Annotated in this window: 17 protein-coding genes; 12 read left to right on the top strand and 5 right to left on the bottom strand. The window is 66.2% G+C overall.

The features are described from left to right. Positions 1-4: 4 nt before the first annotated feature. Positions 5-805 carry a LytR/AlgR family response regulator transcription factor gene (locus B2747_RS00515; protein WP_291155330.1) on the bottom strand — a complete coding sequence of 267 codons (801 nt, stop codon included), beginning with the start codon at positions 803-805 and terminating at the stop codon, positions 5-7. Positions 806-1,076: 271 nt separating this feature from the next. Here B2747_RS00515 and B2747_RS00510 point away from each other — a divergent pair, with 271 nt between their 5' ends. Then, the gene (locus B2747_RS00510; protein WP_291155327.1) at positions 1,077-1,835 is read left to right on the top strand and encodes a hypothetical protein; all 759 of its coding nucleotides are present in this window, start codon (positions 1,077-1,079) and stop codon (positions 1,833-1,835) included. Here the strand turns inward: B2747_RS00510 and B2747_RS00505 are convergent. After that, positions 1,811-2,728, bottom strand: coding sequence for a 3'-5' exonuclease (locus tag B2747_RS00505; RefSeq protein WP_291155325.1), 918 nt, complete (start codon positions 2,726-2,728; stop codon positions 1,811-1,813). The two genes, B2747_RS00510 and B2747_RS00505, sit on opposite strands and share 25 nt — an antisense overlap. Here B2747_RS00505 and ytxJ point away from each other — a divergent pair. Then, complete coding sequence (gene ytxJ, locus B2747_RS00500) at positions 2,727-3,500, top strand: bacillithiol system redox-active protein YtxJ (protein ID WP_291155322.1); 774 nt, start codon at positions 2,727-2,729, stop codon at positions 3,498-3,500. The genes B2747_RS00505 and ytxJ overlap by 2 nt on opposite strands. A 345-nt stretch (positions 3,501-3,845) precedes the next feature. Here ytxJ and B2747_RS00495 read toward each other — a convergent pair whose 3' ends face one another. Then, on the bottom strand, positions 3,846-4,646 hold the full coding sequence (locus B2747_RS00495; protein ID WP_291155320.1) for a carbon-nitrogen hydrolase family protein: 801 nt from the start codon (positions 4,644-4,646) through the stop codon (positions 3,846-3,848). A 120-nt stretch (positions 4,647-4,766) separates the two neighbouring features. Between B2747_RS00495 and B2747_RS00490 the strand changes: the two genes are divergently transcribed. The 6 genes from B2747_RS00490 to B2747_RS00465 all read left to right on the top strand — a co-directional run bounded on the left by B2747_RS00490 (position 4,767) and on the right by B2747_RS00465 (position 13,755). After that, positions 4,767-6,833, top strand: a complete 2,067-nt coding sequence (locus tag B2747_RS00490) for a M1 family metallopeptidase (RefSeq protein ID WP_291155317.1) — start codon at positions 4,767-4,769, stop codon at positions 6,831-6,833. 133 nt (positions 6,834-6,966) lie between these two features. After that, positions 6,967-8,541 (top strand): methyl-accepting chemotaxis protein, encoded by a 1,575-nt coding sequence (locus B2747_RS00485; RefSeq protein ID WP_291155314.1) that lies wholly within the window; start codon positions 6,967-6,969, stop codon positions 8,539-8,541. Between the two features lie 214 nt (positions 8,542-8,755). After that, on the top strand, positions 8,756-9,742 hold the full coding sequence (locus tag B2747_RS00480) for an ATP-grasp domain-containing protein (RefSeq protein ID WP_291155311.1): 987 nt from the start codon (positions 8,756-8,758) through the stop codon (positions 9,740-9,742). Continuing rightward, positions 9,742-10,797 carry an LLM class flavin-dependent oxidoreductase gene (locus B2747_RS00475; RefSeq protein ID WP_291155305.1) on the top strand — a complete coding sequence of 352 codons (1,056 nt, stop codon included), beginning with the start codon at positions 9,742-9,744 and terminating at the stop codon, positions 10,795-10,797. Before B2747_RS00480 ends, B2747_RS00475 begins: the two co-directional genes overlap by 1 nt. A 156-nt stretch (positions 10,798-10,953) precedes the next feature. Continuing rightward, entirely contained in the window at positions 10,954-12,150 is a 1,197-nt protein-coding gene (locus tag B2747_RS00470) for a hypothetical protein (RefSeq protein ID WP_291155302.1), read from the top strand. Between the two features lie 54 nt (positions 12,151-12,204). Beyond that, on the top strand, positions 12,205-13,755 hold the full coding sequence (locus B2747_RS00465) for an amidase family protein (RefSeq protein WP_291155299.1): 1,551 nt from the start codon (positions 12,205-12,207) through the stop codon (positions 13,753-13,755). A gap of 314 nt (positions 13,756-14,069) precedes the next feature. Here B2747_RS00465 and argJ read toward each other — a convergent pair whose 3' ends face one another. After that, positions 14,070-15,248: a bifunctional glutamate N-acetyltransferase/amino-acid acetyltransferase ArgJ gene (gene argJ, locus B2747_RS00460; protein WP_291155296.1), complete on the bottom strand. Its 1,179-nt coding sequence runs from the start codon at positions 15,246-15,248 to the stop codon at positions 14,070-14,072. A 265-nt stretch (positions 15,249-15,513) separates the two neighbouring features. Between argJ and B2747_RS00455 the strand changes: the two genes are divergently transcribed. From B2747_RS00455 to B2747_RS00445, 3 genes are all read left to right on the top strand, one after another. After that, on the top strand, positions 15,514-16,056 hold the full coding sequence (locus tag B2747_RS00455; protein ID WP_291155294.1) for a hypothetical protein: 543 nt from the start codon (positions 15,514-15,516) through the stop codon (positions 16,054-16,056). Positions 16,057-16,227: 171 nt separating this feature from the next. Further along, entirely contained in the window at positions 16,228-17,025 is a 798-nt protein-coding gene (locus B2747_RS00450) for a hypothetical protein (RefSeq protein WP_291155292.1), read from the top strand. A 57-nt stretch (positions 17,026-17,082) separates the two neighbouring features. After that, the gene (locus B2747_RS00445) at positions 17,083-19,266 is read left to right on the top strand and encodes a TonB-dependent receptor family protein (RefSeq protein WP_291155289.1); all 2,184 of its coding nucleotides are present in this window, start codon (positions 17,083-17,085) and stop codon (positions 19,264-19,266) included. Between the two features lie 22 nt (positions 19,267-19,288). Here the strand turns inward: B2747_RS00445 and sppA are convergent, their stop codons facing one another. After that, positions 19,289-21,199 (bottom strand): signal peptide peptidase SppA, encoded by a 1,911-nt coding sequence (sppA, locus tag B2747_RS00440; RefSeq protein ID WP_291155286.1) that lies wholly within the window; start codon positions 21,197-21,199, stop codon positions 19,289-19,291. A gap of 196 nt (positions 21,200-21,395) precedes the next feature. On the opposite strand from sppA, the gene B2747_RS00435 reads away from it, so the two are divergent. Further along, positions 21,396-23,186 (top strand): acyl-CoA dehydrogenase C-terminal domain-containing protein, encoded by a 1,791-nt coding sequence (locus tag B2747_RS00435; RefSeq protein WP_291155283.1) that lies wholly within the window; start codon positions 21,396-21,398, stop codon positions 23,184-23,186. The last annotated feature ends 139 nt before the right edge of the window (positions 23,187-23,325 follow it).

Below are 23,325 nucleotides of genomic sequence, written 5' to 3'. Positions count from 1 at the left end.
CGCCCTACAGCTCGCCGGCGATGCGCCGCGTCACGTTCGCTCGCATACTGCGTCCAACACGCAGCTTGGTGCCGTCCTTGAGGATCATCACGAGGTCGCCGCCAAACCACGGCTGCATTTCCTTCATGGCGCGCATGTCCACGATGGTGCGCCGATGGATGCGCAGGAAGCGACGCGGGTCGAGTCGGGATTCCAGGCTGCTGAGCGTTTCGCGCACGAGATGCACGTCGCGTCCCGCGTGAAGGCGCACGTAGTTGCCGTCGGACTCCATCCACTGCACGTCCTGCAGCATCACCACGCGGGTGCGCTGGTCCTGCTTGATGACGATGCGGTCGATGAAACGTGGCTGCGCCGGTGTGGCGCTGCGCACCGAAGCCTCGGGCCCGCCTGCCAATGCTGCGAGGAGACGAGCCTGCGCCACCACCAGGCCGGCCGTGCGCCGTTCTTCAACGCGTCGCCACATGGCCGCAAACCGGGCGTCGTCAAAGGGTTTGAGCAGATAGTCCACCGCCGACAGCTCGAAGGCGTGCACCGCGTGTTCGTCGTGGGCGGTGACAAACACCACGAGCGGCATCTGTGCCGGGTCCAGCGCGGCCACCACATCCAGGCCGCTGCGACCGGGCATCTGGATGTCGAGCAACAGCACGTCGGGCTGCCAGCCGGGCACCAGATCAAGAACGGCCTGCCCGTTGCCCACATCGCGCACCGTGGCATCGGGGGCATGCACACGCAGCAGGTCCGCCAGCCGTTCGCGGGACAGCGGTTCGTCGTCGGCTACCAGCACGCGCCGAATGGAGGGTGTCATGTGGCAAGCTTAGCCCAAAGACGGGGGGCGGCGCGAGTCGGCCGTGGTGAACGGCCAAGCGGCTGTGACGAACGGCGCAGGGCACGCGGACGACGGCGCAGGCGCGAGGTACCGTCTCCACCAGCGGTTCGAAATGCGCGGCACCAAAACGTATACGTTTGTGACGCCGGGGCCCACGAAGCGGGTAGCGCATTCGTCATCGGACAGATGACCCTCGCGCGCCGTCTCGAACGGCTGCCGCGGGGCCTGCTCCCATAGAACCGGATACCCGATGTTGTTTCATCGTATCGTCGGCGCGAAGACGCGCCACCTCTGCCTGCACGCGCTTCTGGCGCTGGCGCCTGCGTCCATTGCCCACGCGCAAACGCACGAATACGCCCTCACCCACTCACTGCAGGATCTCCACGGCGGCACTGCCCTCGTGTCCCACGGCGGTCAGATCGCCCAGGACGGCTATCGCTTCCAGCACAATCAGGGCCTGTCCCTGAACGTTAATCTCGGGGCGTCGTGGTCCGTGGTCCTGCGCTCGTCGTTCAACGACAACCGCAACTACAACAAGATCCTCGATCTCGACGGCGGGCGAATCGATGATGGCTACTACTCACATCACGGTGCCGCACGGTGGTACGACGTGGCCCGCAATACCACCCCGGTGTACGTCGACGGGCAGTTCGCGGTAACGGTTCTCACGCGCTCCGCTGATGGCATGCTGCGCGCCTACGTCAACGGCGTGCAGCAATTCGCGGTGCTCGATGCTGCGGGCATTGGCGTGCAGTCGGCCATCGATCCCCTGCGCTTTTTCATGGACGACAATCGCACGCAGGCCGAAGCCAGTGACGGTGTCGTGTCATACATCGGACTCTACGACGATGCGCTCACCGCCGAGCAGATTGCGACCATCGACGGCACCCCAACTGTCCCCGTCTACGTGTCCGAGCCGGCCGGTCTCTGGTCGCTGAGTGCCGCCATGCTCGGCCTCATGATCATGGGCGCGCGTCGCCGGCGTCAGCCGCCCATGCGCTCGCTGTAACGCTCCTTCCCCGTGTAGCGATCGACACGCCACGGCGGATTGGGTCGTCCGTCGTAGGCGTGTTCCCGGAGCCAGGACTGCTCGACCTCCAGTTCCTGCGCGCTGCAATCGCGGTACCAGCTCTTGGGCGTGCGCGAGCCACCTGGATACCAGCGATAGCCCCGACTCTTGAGCACGTCCTTGAGTTCGATGGGTGTGCCAATCGCCCAGAGCCGATGCGTCACACGCCGCGCCTGTTCCAGCAGCAACTGCAAGGGCGACACGTCGCCGTCACGCGGCATGGCCAGCACGTGCAGGGTGGCGAGACAGTCGTCGCCGGCGCGATGCCCGGTGTGAAACTCCCCGCAGGCGCGGAAGAGCAGATACTCCAGCTTTAACCCCCGGCAACCGAAGCGCGGCCAGGGGACCTCCTGCATGCTGCAGCCCCAGTGCTTGTCGGCAAAGCCGGGGAAGCGACGCTCCAGCATGCGCCGATCAAAGCCGGCATTGTGCGCAATGACCAGCACTGCGCGTGCGATCTCGCGTTCCACGGCCGCGTCGTCAATGCGCTGTCCACGCACCATCTCGTCGGTGATGCCCGTGAGTTCCACGCATTCAGCCGGAATGGGGCGCCCCGGGTCCTCGAACCAACTGCGCGCCTCGTCCACGCCGTACACGCGGCCCTGCGTGTCGAACTCGAAGGCCACCAGACCCAGTTCGATGATGGCGTCGTTGGCCGTATCAAGCCCGGTGCTTTCGACATCGACAATGAGACCTCGGTGCACCTTGGCCGGCGTCGGCTGCTCGTAGGCCGGCCGGGGCACGAAGCGCCGCAGCACCCGGTAGTCCTTGGAGGCCTCGAGTTGGGCCGCCATGGCTTCCAGGGTGGCCCGATCAGTTATCTTCTCAGTCATGAGCGATGTCGAGTTCCTTGCCGAGGTCACGGACGCCGGGTTCAGCACCGACGTGCTGGAGTCGCCGCTGCCCGTACTCGTGGATGTCTGGGCCGCCTGGTGTGCCCCCTGCGTCACCCTGAAGCCGGTGCTCGCGCGTCTGGCTGAAACCTACCATGGGCGCGCGCGGGTGTTGACCCTCGATGCGGACCAGAATCTCGAGACGGTCACGCGTTACGACGTGCGGGCGCTGCCCACCGTGCTCGTATTTCACCGCGGCGTGCTGGTGGCCCGGCAGTCAGGCGCGCAGGCCTACGGCACCTACGCTGCGCAGCTCGACGCGGTGCTGCGCGGTGAACTGGACGGGACGCGGGACGGAACAGCGCATGCTGCCGCTCACGCTGCCGCGCACCCTGCCGCGCACGCTGCCCGCACGGTGGCCGCGGCGCCGGCAACCTCCAACGCCAGTTACGATCCCGAGCTCGACGCGCTGGTGTCCGCCGAGCAGCCGCTGGTGATCTTCAAGCACTCGGCAACCTGTGGGGTCTCGCAGTCGGTCAAGCGCCGCTACGACGCCTTTGTGCAGGCGCATCCGCAGGTGCCCACGCGTCTGGTGGTGGTGCAACACGAACGCGCGCTCTCCGACGCGCTCGAAGATCGGCTGCGCGTTCGCCACGAGTCACCGCAGGCCATTGTCGTGCAGCGGGGACAGGTACTGTGGCACGCTTCACACGGTGGCATCACGGCCGACGGACTGGCCCGCGCGGTCGCGCAAGCGCAGCACGTGGCCTGATTATTTGGCCACTTGTGGTTTGAAGTGGGCTCTGCCACTCGTCCCCAAGGCGAAATCGCCAGCAGCTCACGCAGTGAAGGAGAGGGCGCAGAGTTCGCAGAGAACTGCGGTCGGGGTTGAACCGCCTTGTCGCGGATGACGCGGATTGGGCGGAAACCACACGGATCAGATATGAGGATCCATCAGTAGCGATCCGTTGCTCTGCGTTCTCTGCGGTTCTCCGGCAGTTCTCTGCGTGAGCTGTTGACGGTCCTGCTGCTGCATCGACACTCGCTGCCACCGCGAGATCGCGAACAGCTCACCGGGAGAGAGCCATTCATTTGTCTGCTGCAGTTCGCGTGGCGCTCAATTGTCGGGCAGCGCGCGCAATCGCTTGGCGAGAAAGCCCGTGCCGCGCGCCACATCAAGGTCACCCAGCAGCAGCCCTGCCTGTCCGTAGGGCTGCCATGCCACCACCACGCCCTCGGGGTCGATGATGGCCGAGGTGGTGGGCGCGTTGGATTCCGCGTAGTTCACGGTGGCAAACCACACCGTGTTCTCGGCGGCGCGGCATTGGGCGGCCTTCTCGTGAAACGAATTGGCCGGCTCGCCGAACTCGCGCGGAATGTGGCTTCCGGGTTCTGCCCAGCTGTAATGCGGATGCACCACCAATTGCGCCCCGGCGCGCGCGGCCCAGCGCACGGTCTCCGGGTAGCGCCAGCCTTCGTGGCAGATCACGACGCCCAGCGTCACGTCGCCAAGCACAAAGACGCGCCGTGCGTCGCCTCCCACATACGTGTCTTCTTCTTCGGGTGGGATCTGCACCTTGTCCTGCATGCCCAGCACATGGCCGGTGGCATCAATGACCACGGCCGTCGGAATGGGACGGCCGGTGGGTGAAACGCGCTCTGTGGAAACCACCACCGCCACGCGAGACGCGGCCGCATGGCGGGCGAGCGAGTGCCATGCCGCGTCGAGCCACGCGGCGTCGGGGGGCGCCACATGTCGGCCCGGCCGTCGGTAGCCGGGCACATAACACTCGGGGAGCACCAACAGCTGCGCACCGGCGGCTCCCGCCTCGTCCATGGCGGCTGTGGCGCGACGCAGCGCGTCGTCCCGAGAATCCGGATAGGGCAGGGTGGCAAGGGCCAGACGCAGCACAGGCATGCTGCAAGCCTACGGCGTGCGCGTGCCGAAGTCGAGTCGTCAGGAACGACGTGGAACACGCACCCGCTGTCCATGTCGCGCCATTCTGTGTAGCGTTGAGCAGCCTCAACCCCCACATCCATGAGCCAGTCTTTCCTGCGCGCGCTGGGCCCGGCCGCGGCCGCGACGCTGTTGTGCGCCAGTCACGCCATTGCCCAGAGCGCGCCGCCGCGTGCGGTGCGCCGCGATGTCCCCATCACCAACGCCATTCGTCGTGCGCTCGAGGCGGGCACACGCGACAGCACCGGACGGCCCGGCCGCAACTACTGGCAGCTGCGCACCGACTACGACATTGACGTGTCGCTCGACCCGGTTTCGTCGCGGCTCACGGGCAAGGCGCGCATCACCATTCACAATACCAGCCCCGATTCGCTGCCCGTCATCGGACTGCGTCTCGATCCCAATCACTTTCTGGGCAACGCGCCGCACGCGGCGCCCTGGGTGCCGGCTGAAGTCACCGACGGCATGGTGCTCTCGCGCATGAGCATCAACGGCCAGCCGGTGGACATCAGCTCCAACAAGCTGGTGGGCGCCGGGGCGGAAGGTGCACGCGCCATTCAGACGCAGCAGGCGGCCGCGGCCAATGCGGCCAATGCGAATACGTTGCTCAACGGCCGCTCCACTAACGCGCGCATTCGTCTGGCCACGCCCATCAAGGCGGGCGCGAAGGCCGTGTTGGAAGTGGACTGGTCGCACAAGCTGCCCGGTGGCCCCGGCACGGGACATCGCATGACGCAACGCTGGGCTGATACCCTGTTTCAGCCCACGCAGTGGTATCCGCGCATCGCCAAGTACGACGATCTGCGCGGATGGGACAGCGAGCTCTATCTCGGGCCCTCGGAGTTCTACAACAACTTCGGCACCTGGGATGTGCGCATTGACGTGCCACACGGCTGGATCGTGAGCGGCACCGGTCTGCTGCAGAATCCCGAACAGGTGCTCACACCCACGGCACGTGAGCGTCTCGCCACCGTGCTGCGCAGCGATGACATCACCACCATTGTCGGTCCGACGGAAGTGGGACCGGGTCAGGCCACCGCCACGAGCAGCACGGGCCGGCTGGTGTGGCGCTTCCACGCCGATTCGGTGAACGACTTCGCCTGGGCCACGGCAAAGAAGTACGTGTGGCAGGCTACGCGGGCCACGATCCCCGGCAAGGGCGCCGTGCCGGTTCACATGGTGTATCTGCCGGCGCGTGCGAATCTGTACGCGCGTGCGGGACAGGTGTCCCGTCATGCCCTCGAGTTCTACTCGAAGCTCTGGTTCCCGTACCAGTTCCCGCAGCTCACGCTGCAGGACGGACCGAGTGCCGGCATGGAATATCCCATGGTGATCAACTCCAACGTGGGCGCCGCCGATCACGAAACGGCGCACATGTGGTGGCCCATGGTGGTGGGCAACAACGAAACGTGGTACGGCTGGATGGACGAGGGCTTCAATCAGTACATGAACATCCTCTCCGACGCCGACGCTGAGGGCAAGCCGCCGGTGCTCGACGGATTGGGGCAGAGCTATGGGCGCACCAGTGGCGACGAGGCTGAAGCGCCGATGATGTGGAACGCCAACTATGGCGGCCCCACACGCTACGGCTTCACCACCTACGTCAAGACGCCGCTCATGCTGTCCATGCTCGGCGGCATCGTGGGGGATTCGGCCGTACAGCGCGCGCACCGCGAGTTTGCCAACGCCTGGTTGTTCAAGCATCCCTCGCCATGGGACTGGATGTTCTTCATGAACAAGGCGCTCGGGCAGAATCTCGATTGGTTCTGGTACAGTTGGCTCTTCAGCACGGACGCCGTCAATCACCGGCTCGCGAGTGTGAAGCGTCAGGGCCTCAACACGGCCGTCACCGTGGCGCAGGACGGCAACATGCCAGCGCCCATCGTGCTCGACGTGACCTTCGCGAAGACGGGGCCGGCCATCCGCCCCATGCGCAATGCCGTCATGCTCAACGACAGCACGGCGCGGGTAACGGTGCCGGTGGACGTGTGGTTCGACGGCCGTCGTCAGCACACGGTGAATCTCGTGTTCGGTGGCCGTTCCATCGAGAAGGTGCAACTCGACCCGCAGCGGCGCTTCCCCGATCGCAATCCGAGCGACAACGTCTGGCCCGCGGCGGCCGCCACCGGTCGGACCTCTACCCCCTGACCGGCCGTTCGGACCGGCGATTCAAGTGACATAAGACAGCGTCCGATACCCCCTTGTCGGAGCACAGCCCCAGCGCTGCGCTCCCGGCAGGGGCGAGGGCGCCCGGCCGGCAGGTTCTCCCGCCTTATCTTCCGTGTCCTTTCTGGAAATTCGGACGCTTCGTGCGCAACTGCGCGCCGTGGCCGTGCTTGGTGCCACGGGCATTCTGGCCGTCGCCGCAGCGGCATTGTGGGCGCTTGAGGCCCGCGCCCCGCAGGCCCACACGGCTGTGTTTTCCGGGCCAGGCGTTTCGCTGCTGCTCGCGGTCACCGGCCTCTTTCTGCTGGCCGTATTGAGCCTCGCGTACCAGGTGGCCGTGCATCTCGAGCAACGGCTGCAGCGTGTGGCGCGGCACGTGGCGCACCTGCAGGAGCATGGAGTCGCGCCCGTACACGCCGCGCTCAGGGCACTGGCACGCGGCGAACGCGTGGTCGTGCCGCCCGACACGCATGGCGTGTTGCACGATGACGTGCCGGACGAACTGGGTGTCGTGGCGAGCGCCGTCAACAACATGGCGCAAGCCTGCCGACAGTCCCTCGAGGCCTGTGCCGCCGCGCAGCAGGCCATCGGCGCCACGGTATCGGAAATCACGCGTGTGGCCGATGCGGCCCGCGAAGGCCAATTGCAGGTTCACGTCAATGATGCGGGTGTGCAGGGCATGTACGCCGATGTGCTGCACGGCGTGGATGGCGTGCTGCATGCCGTGCGCGCTCCGTTCGACGCGGCCTGCCTGGCACTCGAAGCGGTGGCCACTCGTGATCTCGAGGCGCGCATGACCGGCCAGTACGCCGGTGACTTTGCGCGCATGCAGCAGGCGTTCGGCGGCGCCGTGCACGAACTCGCGCACACCATCGGGCAGGTGCGCACGGCGGCCGAGCATGTCAATCACGCGGCGCAGCAATTGGCCGACGGCAGCACCTCGCTGGCCAATGGGGCATCCACCCAGGCCGCGCAGGCGCATGCCATTGGCACGGCATTGCAGGATCTCACCCGCCGTGTGACGCATGCGGCCCAGCAGACCGATGAGCTCCGCGAGCGCGCGGCCTCGGCGGCGGATCGCGCCTCCGCCGGCTACCACACCATGGATGCGCTGCGTCAGGACATGTCGCGCATCAAGCAGTCGGCGGATGCGTCACAACGCATTGTGAAAACCATCGACGAGATTGCGTTCCAGACCAACCTGCTGGCGCTCAATGCCGCCGTCGAAGCGGCTCGGGCCGGTGAGGCGGGGCGTGGCTTTGCGGTGGTGGCTGACGAAGTGCGGGCGCTCGCGCTGCGCGCTGCTGAAGCGGCGCGGCAAACCAGCACGCTCATCGAAGAGGAGATCCGCAATGTCGACGCCGGCGTGTCGCGTGAGCAGCAGGTGCGTGATGCGCTTACGGCGGTGCGTGACGACGTGCTGCACATGCGCCATTCCCTCGACGAACTCTCTGCGGATTCGAGCCGCCAGGTGGAGGATGTCCGGCAGGTGCAGCACGGCGTGGACGCGATGAACGACATCACGCGTCAGGTGGCGGCGTCCAGCGAGGAGTCGGCCGCCTCGGCCGAGGAACTGCAGGGGCAGGCCGCGCAGTTGTCGGCGCTGGTCCAGGCCTTCCGCACACGGGACCAGGCTGCGCGCGGTCCCGATGCGTTGTCCCTGGACGCCCGCCGTCGCCGAGTGGCCTGACGGAGTCAGGGCGCTGCGCAAAGTAGGCGTGCGCCAAGAGTCTCAGTGCTTGACAAAATGCCGGGGCGGTTGTCACTTTAGGAGACAACCGATCCGTGGTCTTTTGCCGCCTATTGCCGCCACGTAAAACAACGAGCTAAAACGCGACGCCCGGGCGGCTCAACTGCCCGGGCTTTGTCGTTGTGGGACGGCGTCACCTCCGCAAGGAGTCCGTATGTCCGAGCTTCGCCCCATTGCCGTGTATCACGAGCATCCCGATTGGTTCCGGCCGCTGTTTGCCGAACTGGACGCGCGCGGGTTGCCGTACGAGCGACTGGATGCCGCGTCGCATGTCTTCGATCCGAGTGAGACCGAGGTACCGTACTCGCTGGTCTTCAATCGTGCGAGCCCCTCGGCCTATCTGCGTGGCCATGCGCAGACCACCTTTCACACACTGCACTACCTGCGTCATCTGGAGTCGCTGGGGGTGCCGGTGGTGAACGGCGTGCAGGCCTATGCCAACGAATTGTCCAAGGCGACACAGCTCGACCTGCTGCGTTCGCTGGGCCTGCCGTTTCCGAAGAGCCGTGTCATCAACAACCCGGCCCAGGCGGTAACGGCCGCCGAAGGCCTGCGTTATCCGGTGCTGGTGAAGGCCAACGTGGGCGGCAGCGGCGCCGGCATTGTGAAGTACGACTCGCCCGACGCACTGCAGGCCGCGGTATCTGCCGGCACCGTGGACCTTGGCGTCGACGGCACTGCCCTGGTGCAGGAAGCCGCGCCGCTGCGCGGTGGCCACATCACGCGCGTGGAAACGCTCAACGGTCGCTTTCTCTACGCCATCAACGTGTATCCGGCCGTGGGTTCGTTTGATCTCTGCCCGGCGGACGCCTGTCAGACGACAAATGGCGTGGAGTTGGTGCGTGGCGCCTGCGCCGTGGACGCGCCGAAGACCGGCATGCGGGTGGAGCGCGCCGATCCGCCGGCGCACATCATCGCGCAGGTGGAGCGCATCTCGCAGGCGGCCGGCATCGATGTGGGAGGTATCGAGTATCTCGTCGATGACCGCGACGGTCAGCACTACTTCTACGACGTGAATGCGCTGTCCAACTTCGTGGCCGATGCAGTGAACGTGGTGGGCTTCGACCCGTTCGCGAAGCTGGTGGACTATCTCGAAGTGCGCGCCGGTTTTGCCACGGCCAATTCGGGAGCGTCGGTCTGATGCGCTTCGGCTACTGGTTGCCGGTATTCGGCGGCTGGCTGCGCAATGTGCCCGACGAGGGCATGGACGCGAGCTGGCCGTACGTACAGCGTCTGGCGCGGCGCAGTGAGGAGATCGGCTTCGACCTTACTCTCATCGCCGAGCTCTTTCTCAACGACATCAAGGGCATTGAGGCGCCGGCGCTTGATGCGTGGAGCACGGCGGCCGCACTGGCCGCGGTGACGCACCGCCTCGAGCTCATGGTGGCCGTGCGTCCCACGTTTCATCACCCCGCCACGCTGGCCAAGCAGGCGGCCAACATCGACCGCATCAGCAACGGCCGGCTGTCGCTGAATGTGGTGTCAAGCTGGTGGAAGGATGAGGCGCGGCGCTACGGCTCGCAGTTCGACGAACACGACGACCGCTATGCGCGCACGTCGGAGTGGCTCGAGGTGCTGCGCGGTGCGTGGTCGCAGCCGTCCACCACGTATCGGGGGCGCTACTATCAGGTCGAGGACCTTGTCGTCGAACCCAAGCCGGTTTCGAGCTTCGGACGCCCGCATCCGGTGCTCTATGCCGGCGGCGAATCGGAGGCGGCGCGCACGCTGATCTCGAACCGGTGCGATGCCTATGTCATGCACGGTGATCCCGCGGAGCGTATCGCGCCCAAGGTGGCCGACATGCAGGAACGCCGCGCGCGTGCTGGGCTGGCGCCCATGCGTTGTGGCATGGCCGCGTATGTCATCGTGCGTGACAGTGAAGCCGAGGCGCAGCGCGAACTGGCGCGCATTACCAACGTGCAGCCTGGCTCGCCGGGCTTCGGCAACTATCAGGACTGGATTGCCAACACGCAGCTTGATCAGCAGGTCTCGCTGCAGGACTACTCCGTGTCCAATCGTGGGCTGCGCGCCAATCTGGTGGGCACGGCGGAGCAGGTGGCTGATCGCATCCGGGCGTACGAGCGTGCGGGGGTGGACCTGCTGCTGCTGCAATGCAGTCCACAGCTCGAAGAGATGGAGCGCTTTGCCGAAACCGTGATTCCGCTGGTACGGGGACGGGTGGCAAACGCCGCGTAATGCCTGGCTGAACGTGCGCGGGTGGTGCAGGCCGTGAACCTGCACCACCTTCCGGGGTAGTGGTCAACATCCCACCCTTTGGAGAGTCCAATGCCGCGCATGTCGCGCCCTGTCCTGCCACCTGCTGCAGTACGGTGGTCCACGCGGTTCGCAAAGATGAGCCGGTTGGTGTGGCTCGGTGTGTGCATGGCCGCCGCGCCCAATGCCGCACAGGCGCAGACCAGTGCGCCCGCGCGATTGATGGGGGCGGTGGTGGATTCACTGCATGGAGGTCGCGCGCTTGCCGGCGGCACCATGGTGCTCATGCCCGGCAATCGCTACGCCAATGTGGACAGCGTCGGACAGTTCGTATTTGACAGTGTGCCGGCAGGAAACTACCGACTGGCCCTGCTGCACCCCGTGCTTGACTCGCTCGATCTCACGCTGCCCCCCGCGCCGGTCACGGTGGGTATCTGGGACACCCGGGTGGTTTACACGGTGCCCGCGGTGCGCGGATTGCATCGCCTGGTGTGTGGCAGCGAGGCACCGGAAGGTGCGGGGCTGGTCATTGGCACCGTGCCTCGGCCTGCGCCAACATCCGCGAAGGGGAGTGCCCCAGTCAGTGTCCGCGCGGAATGGACGGATATGGTCATCGAGAACAGGGCGTTCAATCGCGTACCACGTCAGGTGGATCTCACGCCGGACTCCAACGGCACCTTTCTGTTGTGCGGGGTGCCGAGCACACCCCGAGTGCAACTCACAGCGGTGGCAGGCCGCGATACCGTGGGGCAAAGCGCCCTGACTCTGGGCGGCTTGGGCGTGGCGCGTGTGGCGCTGCTGCCACCGTCACGGGACAGTGTGAACGGTGAGCGGCCGGTGCAGGCGTTGCGCGGTGTGAGCATCAAGGCCGATGCGACCGCGTCGGGCACGGCGACCGCTGGCGTCATGGGCGCGTACGAAGGTTTTGAGAGTCGTCGTCGGGTGGGCATGGGTGCCTTCTTCAAGGTCGACGAGGCCACCTCGGTGAGAGCGCAGTCGCTATCGGATATTCTGGCCGGCATGCGCGGGGTGTTCTTCGAAGGTACCGGCCGATCTCGCGCACCGAGGCTGAGGGGCTTCATCGGGGCGCGCTGCGTGCCAAATATGTTCATCGATGGCATGTACTTCAGGATGGCTTCTTCCCTCGATAGGAGTGCTCCCCCTGATGGTCTGACGATGGAGGACCTCGACGCCATGGCACCACCGTCCACCATTGCCGCTGTCGAGGTCTACAACAATCCCGTCGGCATCCCGCCTGTCTTTGATTTGAGCGCCCACACGGGATGCGGCACCATTCTCGTCTGGACCAAGCGGCCCTGGCTGGAGCAGCGATGACGGACAGAGGCAGGTTGAGCTGACATCGCGCGGAGTTGGTGCCATGTTTGCTGCATGCGCACCCAACTTCGTGGTCTGTCCGTTACGCTCTGCGTGGCCCTCGCCACCCCACTCGAGGCGCAGCGTGCGCCGGTCGGCTCGTTCCCTGTCGACACGGCATCCATTGCCACGGTGCAGGCGGCGCTTGCCAGCGGGCGGCTGACGTGCCGACAGTTGGTGCAGCGCTACCTCGCGCGCATCGATTCGCTCGACAAGCAGGGGCCGGCCGTCAACAGCATTGTCGTGCTCAACCCCGAGGCGCTGGCTACCGCCGACTCGCTGGATCGCGCGCAGGCCACTCGTGCAGCGCGCGGTTCGCTGCACTGCGTGCCGCTCATTGTGAAGGACAACTTCGAAACGCGCGGCCTGCAAACCACTGGCGGGTCACTCGCGCTCGAAGGCTGGAAGCCGCCGCAGGATGCCACCATGGTGGCGCAGGTGAAGGCCGCCGGCGCCATCGTGCTGGCCAAGAGCAATCTCGCCGAGTGGGCCTTTACGCCCTACGAAACGGTGAGCTCGATTTTGCCCGGTTACACGCGCAACCCCTACGCCCTCGACCGGGTCACGGCGGGCTCCAGCGGCGGTACCGCAGCGGCCGTGGCCATGGGCTTCGGCACACTTGGCCTGGGCACCGACACCGGCAACAGCATTCGCGGGCCCTCGGCACATCAGGCGCTGGTGGGCATTCGCTCCACCATGGGGCTCACCTCGCGTGCTGGCGTGATTCCGCTCAACGAGGGTGCGGACATTGCGGGGCCAATGGCGCGCAGCATGGCTGATGCGGTGCGCGTGTTTGACGTGATTGCGCACAGCGACCCGGCCGACACGGTGACGGCCCAGGCCGACAGCCGCCGGCCGGCGTCGTATCTCCCGGCACTCACGCGCGGCGCGTTGCGTGGGGCACGCATTGGCGTGCTGCGTCAGGCCTATGAGCGCCCCACGCTCGACGCCGAGGTGCGCACGGTGTTCGAGCGCGCCGTACGTGATCTGCGGGCGGCCGGTGCCGTGGTGATCGACACGGTGCTTGTGGATTCACTCGACAGCATCCTGCGGCGGCAGCAGGGTGGCTGCAATCGCTTCAAGGCCGATCTCGAGCGCTACTTTGCGGCGCGCGCGCCCAACGCGCCCGTCAAGACGCTGGACGACATCATCCGCAGTCGTCGCTATCACCCGACCGTTGAGCCGCGCCTGCGCGATGCGGCGCAGGCCACGCAACTGCCCGAAGCGGCACCGGGATGCCAGAGCCGCGAGCAGGTTCGCGCGGCGCTGCGCGTGGCGTTCACAGCGACGCTCGATACACTCAAGCTTGATGCGGTCGTGTATCCCACGTGGAGCAATCCGCCGCGGCTCATCGGCGATCTCAACACGCCGCACGGTGACAACAGCCAGCTCTTTTCACCCATGACGGGCTTTCCCGCCATCACGGTGCCCATGGGCTACACGCGTGGTGGCAGGCTTCCGGCGGGCATGACCTTCATGGGGCGCGCGTGGAGCGAGTACCGGCTCATCCAGCTCGGCTACGACTACGAGCAGGCCACGCGTCATTGGAAGGCGCCGCGTCCGTAACTGATTATCACGGATTTCGCGGACAACAAACGGAAACAGCACGGATTGACTGCTCGCCGTGCCCGGGCTCCGGTGCGTGAGCTGAGACTGACAACAGCTCACGCAGAGGAATAGAGGGCGCCGAGGCCGCAGAGGGTAAGGCATGAACACTCCGCCAACTCTTGACTGCTGTTCAATCCGTGCTGTTTCCGCTCCATCCGTGTCATCCGCGACAAGGCAGTTCAACCCCGACCGCGGTTCTCTGCGAACTCTGCGCTCTCCCCTTCTCTGCGTGAGCGGTTGACTATCATGCGAACGCCAAGAGGGCCGGCCACTCAGGAGCTGTAGTACGCCGCGTTCTCGTCCACGTAGCCCTTGGTGAGGTCGCAGCCGTAGGCGGTGGCCGAGCCCTCGCCCACGCCGAGTGCGACCTCGATGTCCACCACTTCGCGCGAGAGCGTTTCGCGCACGACGGCATCGTCAAAGGCCAGACGCTCACCACGTCCCACTACTTGAAAGCCGTTGATCCAGGCATCGGTGGACGACGGCATGATGGTGCAGCTGAAGCACTTGCCCACCGCCATGAGCAGGCGCCCCACGTTGGGGTCGGCGCCGTGCACCATGGTCTTGACCAGCGGCGAGTTCACGATGGACTTGGCCACCACACGCGCTTCCGTGGCGTTGAGCGCGCCCCGCACGCTCACCCGCAGCAGATGCTCCGCGCCCTCGCCATCACGCGCGAGAATTTCCGTCATGCGCGTGCAGCCTTCGCGCAGCACGCGCAGAAACTCCGCTTCGTCCACCGCACCCGCGGCGCCGTTGGCCAGAATGGCGCAGGTGTCCGAGGTGCTGGTATCCGTGTCTACCGACAGCATGTTGAACGAGCCACTCACCGCTTCGCGCAGCAGACGGTCGAGCGTGGCGGCATCGAGCGCCGCGTCGGTGAAGATGTACGAGAGCATGGTGGCCATGTTCGGCTCGATCATGCCGGAGCCCTTGGCCACCCAGGTGATGGTCGCATCACCAACCGACGCCGACAGCGCCTTGGGATGCGAGTCGGTGGTCATGATGCCTTCGGCGCCGACCATGGGATCGTCCTGCAGGTCGGCGGACATCCCCACCACACCGCGCTCGATCTTTTCGATGGGCAGCGGCACGCCGATCACCCCCGTTGAGGAGACCAGCACCTTGTCGGGTGACGTGCCGAGTTCCTGCGCGGCCGCGGCCGCCATGCGGCGCGCGTGGTCCACGCCGGCCTGACCCGTGGCCACATTGCTCACCTTGCTGTTGGCAATCACGGCGCGCAGCACACCACTGCGCAGTGTCTCTCGACCCAGAATGACCGGCGCGCCCGGGAAGTGATTGCGGGTGAACACGGCGGCAGCGGCCGCATCACGGTCGCTGGCAAACAGCGTCAGGTCGCGCGCGGTGGGCTTGAGTCCCACGTTCCGACTGGCACAACGAAAGCCACGCGGGAAGCGCGGCGTGGCATGAAAGACGACGGGTTCGGTCATGCTGCAAAGCTGACAGAACGGGCCATCTCTCGCCAGTGAGCCAATGGGTTGCGCAAGCGCCGTGCTGGCAACGCTTTACCACAATTAAGAACTCCTTAGCTGCTGTATGGTCAGACGTTCCGAACGGTACGGGAAAGGCCGTTTAGTAGTGGCAAATGGTTAAAAATGCGGGACGGATAACTGCCACAAGTCGCAACATGGAAATTCCGATCTTCCATACTTTGGGAGCATTCCCCATATGCCTGTCTCCCACCCCAGGTTCACCGTGCCATCTCAACCGTCGCTCCGCCCGTTCGACATCGCCGTCGCGCTCCGTCTCGTGCTGGTGCCCGAGGATCGCTACGAGCCGCTCGCCAATGCCCTTGCCACCAGCACCAGCGCGGTGCATCGCAGCGTAGCGCGACTGCAGCTGGCGGGGATCTGCGGGCCGGGCAGCCGCACCGTGCGCATCGATGCGCTCATGGAATTCCTCGAGCATGGCGTGCGCTTCGCGTTCCCGGCCGTGCATGGCCCCGAACGCAGCGGCCATCCCACGGCCTTCGCGCACCCGGAGCTGGCGGCGGCCGTGGGCGGCGGGGCGACGAGTGGCGGCGCCGAGCCGCGCAATTTTGTGTGGGCGGCCGAAGGCGGCGAGGTCCGAGGCGAGTCGCTCGCACCCCTGTTCAGTGGCCTCACCAAGGTGGCCACCAAGGACCCCCGCATGCATCTGCTGCTGGCCGGAGTCGACGCGCTGCGTGTAGGAACACCGGCGCAGCGTCAGGCGGTGGCCGAGCGGCTTCGGCAGACGCTACAGGCCCGCGCCGCCTGAACCGCGCCTGAGGTAGGCCTGAAGGACGCCTGATCGCGAGCCGCGAGGGCGGGAGCGGTCCCGATTGTAACGCCTGACAGTCGGGACCGTGTCCAAAAAATATGCCGGCAGTGTGACGCTGATGCCGGTGTCGCTATTTCCGTTCCGTCGTCAGGGAAATAGCATGATCTCATGTCCACCACGCCCCCGAAACGCCGACCGTCCACGCTCGCTGCGGATCGCTTCCGCGCGGCGTCTCGGCCATTGGGGGCGCCCGTGGATCTCAAGCCACGCGTGCCGCACGAGATCCCCAAGGAGACCGTGCCGGTGATGGCCGCGCCGCGTCGCACGTGGAAGGACATGCATGCGGAGAACGAACGCAGCGGCCGCGAGCGAAAGCCGGCGCCTGGCGGTGCCGCGCGGCTCAATGACCCCTGGGCCAATGTCACCGGGCCGAAGGCCGGCGCGCCGCAGCCGCGCGTGGTGGCGGGCGCCGTGGAGCTGCCAACCCCGGCGCCTTCCTCGACGGCCAGCAAGCCGGCGTCCAAGTCGGCGGCCAAGACCCGCTCCTCCGCAAAGGCCAAGGTGGTCGCCCAGGCCAGCACCCGCTCGCGAAACGAGAGCATGCTGGTCACGAGCCTGCTGGCGACGTTTGCGCTGCTCACGGTGGCCGTGGCCTCGGTAACCGTTCGCGGCAACATGACGGTCGAACGGCGCACCACGGCGCTCACCGGCACGCTGGCGCAGGTGAATGATCGTCAGCAGACCTTCCGTGTGCTGAATCGGCGCTTTGCGTCGTGGTCTGAGCTGCAGGCCGCCGGCATGAAAGTGCCCGAAGGCCAGCGTATGGTGCAGTCCAACTCCACGGCCTCGCACTGGTTCGTCTCGCTGCGTGATGTGGAGACGGGCGTGATCTGTTCACGCACCGGCGAGCTCTTTGACGACGGCCCCAACGACCGCACGCCGAACTGCACCAAGCCGCTGCGCTGAGCGACCGGCCCGCCGTCCCATACCCGCAAGGCTGGGTGTCGCGCGATATTTGCAGGCGTGACTTCCAATCCGACTTTCCGGCCCAACCTGCGTCCGTTCATTCTGCTCCGGCGCATCACGGTGGTTGCCGCGCTGGCAGCGCCCGTCCCACTGGTCGCGCAGGTGGCAACACGCGACAGTGTGGCCGACGACTCCACGGCGCGCCGCCTCAATACGGTGCGTGTCTCTGTCACGCGTGACGCCGCGCGATCACCCTTCGAGTTGCCCTTTGCGCTGACCACAGCGCCATTGCCTGCGCGCCCCGCGCAGCGCCGTACCAGCGTAAGCGACTTGCTGCTCGCGGTGCCGGGCGTTCAGGTGCAGGACCGCAGCAATCCTTCCCAGGATTCGCGCATTGCGGTTCGCGGATTCGGTGCGCGATCGGCCTTTGGCGTGCGCGGCGTGCGGGTGCTGCGTGATGGCGTACCGGTCTCGCTGCCAGACGGGCAGACACCCATCGACTGGATCGATCTCGAAACGGTGGACCGTGTGGATGTGGTGCGCGGAACCGCGGCCGCGCTGTATGGCAATGCGGCCGGTGGTGTGGTGGATATGCGCTCGCGTGCGCCATCCACTCTGCCCCTCGCCCTGCAGGCGCGATGGTGGAACGGCGGAGGCCTGCAGCGGGCCAATGTGCAGGCCTCGGGCAGCCTGCGCGGAGCGTTGGGTGACTCGAGCGGTGTACTGCAGCAGAGTCAGTGGCTGGCCAGTTTCACACGCACCGCGGGCGACGGTCCGCGCGCGTGGTCGCGCTTCGACGCCAGCAGCGTGTTTGCGCGAGGCCTCACCACAGTCGGCGGCACGCGCTTCGAGTTGCAAGGCACGGTGTACGACGCGCCGCGCGCAGAAAACACCGGCGCTCTGACGGCCGCTGAACTGTCGCGCGATCCGCGCCTGCCCGATTCGCTCAACATCACGCGGCGTTCGCGCAAGGCGGTGCAGCAAACGCAACTGGCGCTCATGGCCGAGCGGGATGTGGGCAACGGACAGCTTCGGGCGTCGCTCTTTGGCGGCACACGTATGCTCGACAATCCGCTGCCCTTTGCCATGGTGGCCGTCGACAGGGCCGTGATGGGCGGCAGCGTACATGGCTCCTGGCGTCTGCCGTCCACACCCTGGCCGCTTCGTTTGGGTGCGGGTGTCGATGCGCAGCGTCTCGTGGACGAACGCTACAACTACGAAAACTGCGCGGAGCAACTGCCCAGCGCCCCGCCGTCAACGCGCTGCCCGGTGCCGGGCAATGAGCGTGGAGCCACGCGACTCGATCAGCAGGAGCGCGCCGCAAACCTGGGTGGTTACGCCCGGGTGGAGATCGAAGCGCCGCGGCAGGTGTTCGTGAGCACGGCTCTGCGATTCGATCAGGTGCAGTTCGGTGTGCGCGATCGCTTCATCACGGCCAGCAACGTCGACGACTCGGGTGACCGCAGCCTGCGCGCGGTGAGCCCCATGCTCGGTGTGACCTGGCGGGCCCAGCCGCGCTGGTCGCTCTACGGCAACCTTGCCACGGCGTTTGAAACGCCCACGGTCACCGAGCTCACCAATCAGGAAACGGGTGCCGCAGGACTCAACGCAACGCTCGAACCGCAGCGTACACGCACGATGGAAGTGGGAACCCAGGCGCTGCTGGGGCAGCGCGTGCGCGCCGATCTCGCGCTGTTCGAGGCCGTGGTGCAGGACGAGCTTGTGCCCTTTGATGTGCCCAACCAGCCTGGTCGTCGTGCCTTTCGCAATGCAGGCCAGACCACACGGCGCGGCGCCGAGTCGGCCGTGCGGTTGGCGTGGTCGATGATTGATGTCGGCGCGTCGTACACCTGGTCGCGGTTCCGCTTCGATCGCTACGATGTCGGCACGACGTCGTTTGCCGGTCAACGCATTCCCGGTGTGCCCGAACACTACGGGCAGGGGTTTGTCACCGCACGGGCGCGCGGGGCCTTTGCCACGCTGGAATGGACAGGCAGCAGTGCGGCCGCCGCCAACGATGCCGGCACAGTGCAGGGCGCCGGATTTTCGGTGTGGAACATGCGACTCGGCGCCTCGTCATCCCGCTGGGCTGGCGTGACGCTTGAACCCACGCTCTCCGTCGAAAACCTGTTCGACCGGCGCTACGCGTCGTCGCTGGTCATCAACGCCACGCGCAACCGTTTCTTCGAGCCCGGCCTGCCGCGACGCCTCGCATTCGTGATGCAGGTGCGTCGCGACTGAGACCGGTTGCGTGCCGCTCTCCTCAATGAATGCCGAGGATGTACGGCATGCGCGCATACACACCGCGCGGGTCGTTGTAGCGCAGCAGCACCTCGAGTTCACGCACGAAACTGCGCCCAAGGCGCGCGGCGGCTGAGTTGCCACCCATGGCTCCCGCCGCCGCCTCGGCCATGTCGGCCGCGGTGTGGCGCGCCGCCACGGGCGCCGGCTTGTCTTCCAGCAGCTCCGTCAGACGCTCGGTGGGACTCTTGAGACGCGGGAACTCTTGCACGTCATAGTCGCCGGTGATCTTGGCCAGTGACGCGGCACTCTTGATGGCGCTGGGCAGGCTGCCGAGCGAGTCGACAAGTCCCAGCTGCTGCGCCCGTACGCCAGACCACACGCGGCCTTCCGCAATGGCGCGCACGGAATCCAGCGCGAGTCCACGCGCGTCGGCCACGCGCTGCAGGAAGGCGTCGTATACTGCATCGGTGCCGCGCTGCAGCACCGCCAGCTCGGCGTCCGTGCGCGGACGAGCAATGGTGAACAGGTCGGCGTAGCGTCCGGTCTTGACGGTGTCAAACGTGATGCCCTGACGGTTGGCCAGCGTCTGGATGTTGGGCACCAGCGCAAACACGCCAATCGAACCCGTAATGGTGTTGGGCTCGGCGAACACACGAGACGCTGCCGTGGAAATCCAATAGCCACCGGAGGCGGCGAGCGAACCCATGGACACCACAACCGGCTTCTGCTGCTTGATGAGCGCGAGTTCGCGCTGAATCTGCTCAGAGGCAATGGCGCTGCCGCCCGGACTGTTCACCCGCAGCACGACCGCCTTCACCTTGGCATTGCGGCGCAGCTTGCGCAGTTCACGCGACAGCGAGGCTCCACCAATGGTGCCGTCGCCGCCTTCGCCGTCCACGATGTCGCCTTCCGCGTACACCACGGCCACCACCTGGCTCGCGCTATAGAGTCGCTCCTTGGCCATGGCCAGCGGCGCGTACTGTTCGAGCGTGATCTGAGGAAGCGCCGGACGGTCGAGCAGGAGGTCCAGGTCCGAGGAGCGGGCACTGTCGCGGGCCGACGTCTTGTCGGTGCCACTGTTGGTTCCCCCGGTTGCGGTGCGCTGCAGTTCGTCGAGCACCACGTCGAAGTAGGCACGGCGATCGATGAGCTTGGCGGCTTCGGCGTCAGCGGGGAGCAGAAGCCCCTGCGTGTCCACCAGCGTCTGCAATGCCACCGTGTCAATGCCGCGCGAGCGCGCGATGGCTGACTTCACCTCGCTCCAGAGGTCGTTCAGGTAGGCCTGTGTCTGCACGCGGTTCTCGCTGCTCATGTCGCGCCGCGTAAAGGGCTCCACGGCGGCCTTGAATCGCCCGACGCGGCTGACCTGCATGCCAATGCCGTACTTCTCGAACAGGCCGGTAAGAAACACCGGCTCGGCCGCGAGGCCGGGCAACATGAGCGTACCGAACGGGTCGAGCGTAATGGTGCTCGCCGCGGAGGCCACGTAATAGCTGCGCGTGTCGGGTGTGACGAGATAGGCGTGCACCGGCTTCTTGCTCACGCGAAAGCTGTCCACCGCCGCGCGCAATTCCTTGAGCGCCGCGAACCCGGAGCGTGTGCCGTCGCTGGCCACATTGCCACGAATGAGCAGCGCCGAGATGCGATCGTCCGATGCCGCGGCGCGAATGCCGATGGTGGCAGCGCGCAGGGGCAGCGCCATGCCACCCGGCTGCAGCGCGTCGTCAAACAACGACTTGGCTTCGAGGCGCGCCGGTTGATCGCTGAGCGGGCGGTCGAGATCCACGATCAGCACCGAGCCCTGGCGCACCTCGACGGGCGCGCGTGCTCCGGCCGAGGCAATGAGTCCCACGCCGATGAGAATGAATCCCACGACACACACGGCAATGGTCACCAGATTCGCCGCCAGGGCGGTGAAAAACTGCTTCATGAGGGGCAGGTCTCCGAAAGGGTCATCTGCAGTCTAAGGGGCTGCGCCCGACGGGGCAGGGGTTGCAGTCCTGACAGGGTGCCGCCCCGGGGTCAGGAAAAAAACATGACGGAATCGTCGCAAAACCCCTTGCCGCCCTCGTGAACGGCACGTAGCGTGAGAGACAGGACCAGTGAACCCCTGCCCGAGGCCCGTCATGCCCAGCTACCGCGCTCCCCTCCAGGATATCCGCTACCTCCTGCACGAGGTCCACGACATCGCGCAGTTGTCCCGTCTGCCGGGCTTCGAGGACGCCACACCGGACATGATCGACGAGGTGCTGGCGGGCGGCGCGGCCTTCTGCGAGGACGTGCTGTTTCCGCTCAATCAGCCGGGGGACATCGAAGGTGTGCACTTTGAGAACGGTGAGGTGCGCACGCCCTCTGGTTTCAAGGAGGCGTACACGCGCTATGCGGCCGACGGCTGGACCGGCGTGGCCGCCACCAGCGAGTACGGAGGCCAGGGACTCCCGGAGATGGTGCGCTTTGTCATGGAGGAGATGTTGTGCTCGGCCAACCTCTCCTTCAGCATGTATCCGGGTCTGTCACACGGCGCGTACAGCGCACTCATGAGTCATGGTTCCGATGAACTCAAGCAGCGTTTCCTGCCCAAGCTCATCGACGGCTCGTGGGGCGGCACCATGTGTCTCACGGAAGCGCACGCCGGCACAGACCTTGGCATTCTCACCACCCGGGCCGAGCCGGCCGAGAACGGCACGTATCGCATCACGGGTCAGAAGATTTTCATCTCGGCGGGCGAGCACGATCTCACCGAGAACATCGTGCATCTCGTGCTGGCCAAGTTGCCGGACGCACCGAGTGGCACGAAGGGCATCTCGCTGTTTCTGGTGCCCAAGTTCCTGCCGACAGCTGATGGTGGTGTGGGCGCGCGCAACGGCGTGACCTGCGGCAGTGTCGAGCACAAGATGGGCATCAAGGCCTCGGCCACCTGTGTGCTCAACTTCGACGGCGCCACGGGATGGATGGTGGGTGAGCCGCACAAGGGCATGCGCGCCATGTTCGTCATGATGAACAGCGCGCGCCTGGCGGTGGGTCTGCAGGGACTGGGTCTGTCGGAGGTGGCGTATCAGAATGCGCTGGCCTATGCGAAGGAGCGCCTGCAGGGACGGGCGCTTACCGGCGTGAAGAACGCCGAAGGGCCCGCCGATCCCATCCTCGTGCATCCCGATGTGCGCAAGGGTCTGCTGCGCATCAAGGCCTTCAACGAGGGCATGCGCTCGCTGGCCTACTGGGTGGGCGTGCGCATTGATCTCGAGCATCGCCATCCCGATGCGTCGGTACGTCAGGATGCGCAGGATATGGTGGCGCTCATGACACCGGTCATCAAGGCGTTTCTCACCGACAAGGGCTTCGACAACACCAATATCGCGCTGCAGACGCTGGGTGGTCACGGCTACATCCGCGAGTATGGCGTGGAGCAGTACGTGCGGGATGCGCGCATCGCGCAGATTTACGAGGGCACGAATGCCGTGCAGGCACTTGACCTCGTGGGCCGCAAGCTGCCCATGGAAGGCGGCCGTTTGGTGCGTCGCTTCTTCGAACTCGTGAAGGCGGACATCGACGCGGCGGCGACCAACGATGCGTTGGCCGATCACGCCAAGGCGCTTGGCGCGTCGCTGTATCAGTTGCAGAAGGCCACCATGCTGCTGGCCGAGCGCGGGTTTGCCAACCCGGACGAGGCGGGCGCGTCGGCCACGGAGTACCTGCATCTCATGGGGTATGTGGCGGTGGGTTGGCAGTGGCTGCGCATGGCCACCGTGTCGTCGGACGCCCTGGCTGCGGGGCGTGGTGACGCCGCGTTCCATCAGGCCAAGCTCAAGACGGCGCGCTTCTACTTCGCGCGCGTACTGCCCGAGTGTGGCACGCTGCTCACGGCCATGCAGGCAGGGGCGGCGCCCATCATGGCATTTGAGGCCAGTGAGTTCTGACGGCGGCTTTTTGGCCGCCTCGGTGACGGTGGTGCCGGTGGTGTGAGCAATTCGCAGGCTGAGGTGTGGCAAGCCGTGGTGAGGGTGGGAGCAAAGGCTCAAGCTCTTGGGAGGATGTGTCGATTCTCATGACAAACCC

The sequence above is a fragment of the Gemmatimonas sp. UBA7669 genome (assembly GCF_002483225.1).
Classification (GTDB): Bacteria; Gemmatimonadota; Gemmatimonadetes; order Gemmatimonadales; family Gemmatimonadaceae; genus Gemmatimonas.
This window is presented reverse-complemented; position numbering and strand designations above follow the sequence as displayed.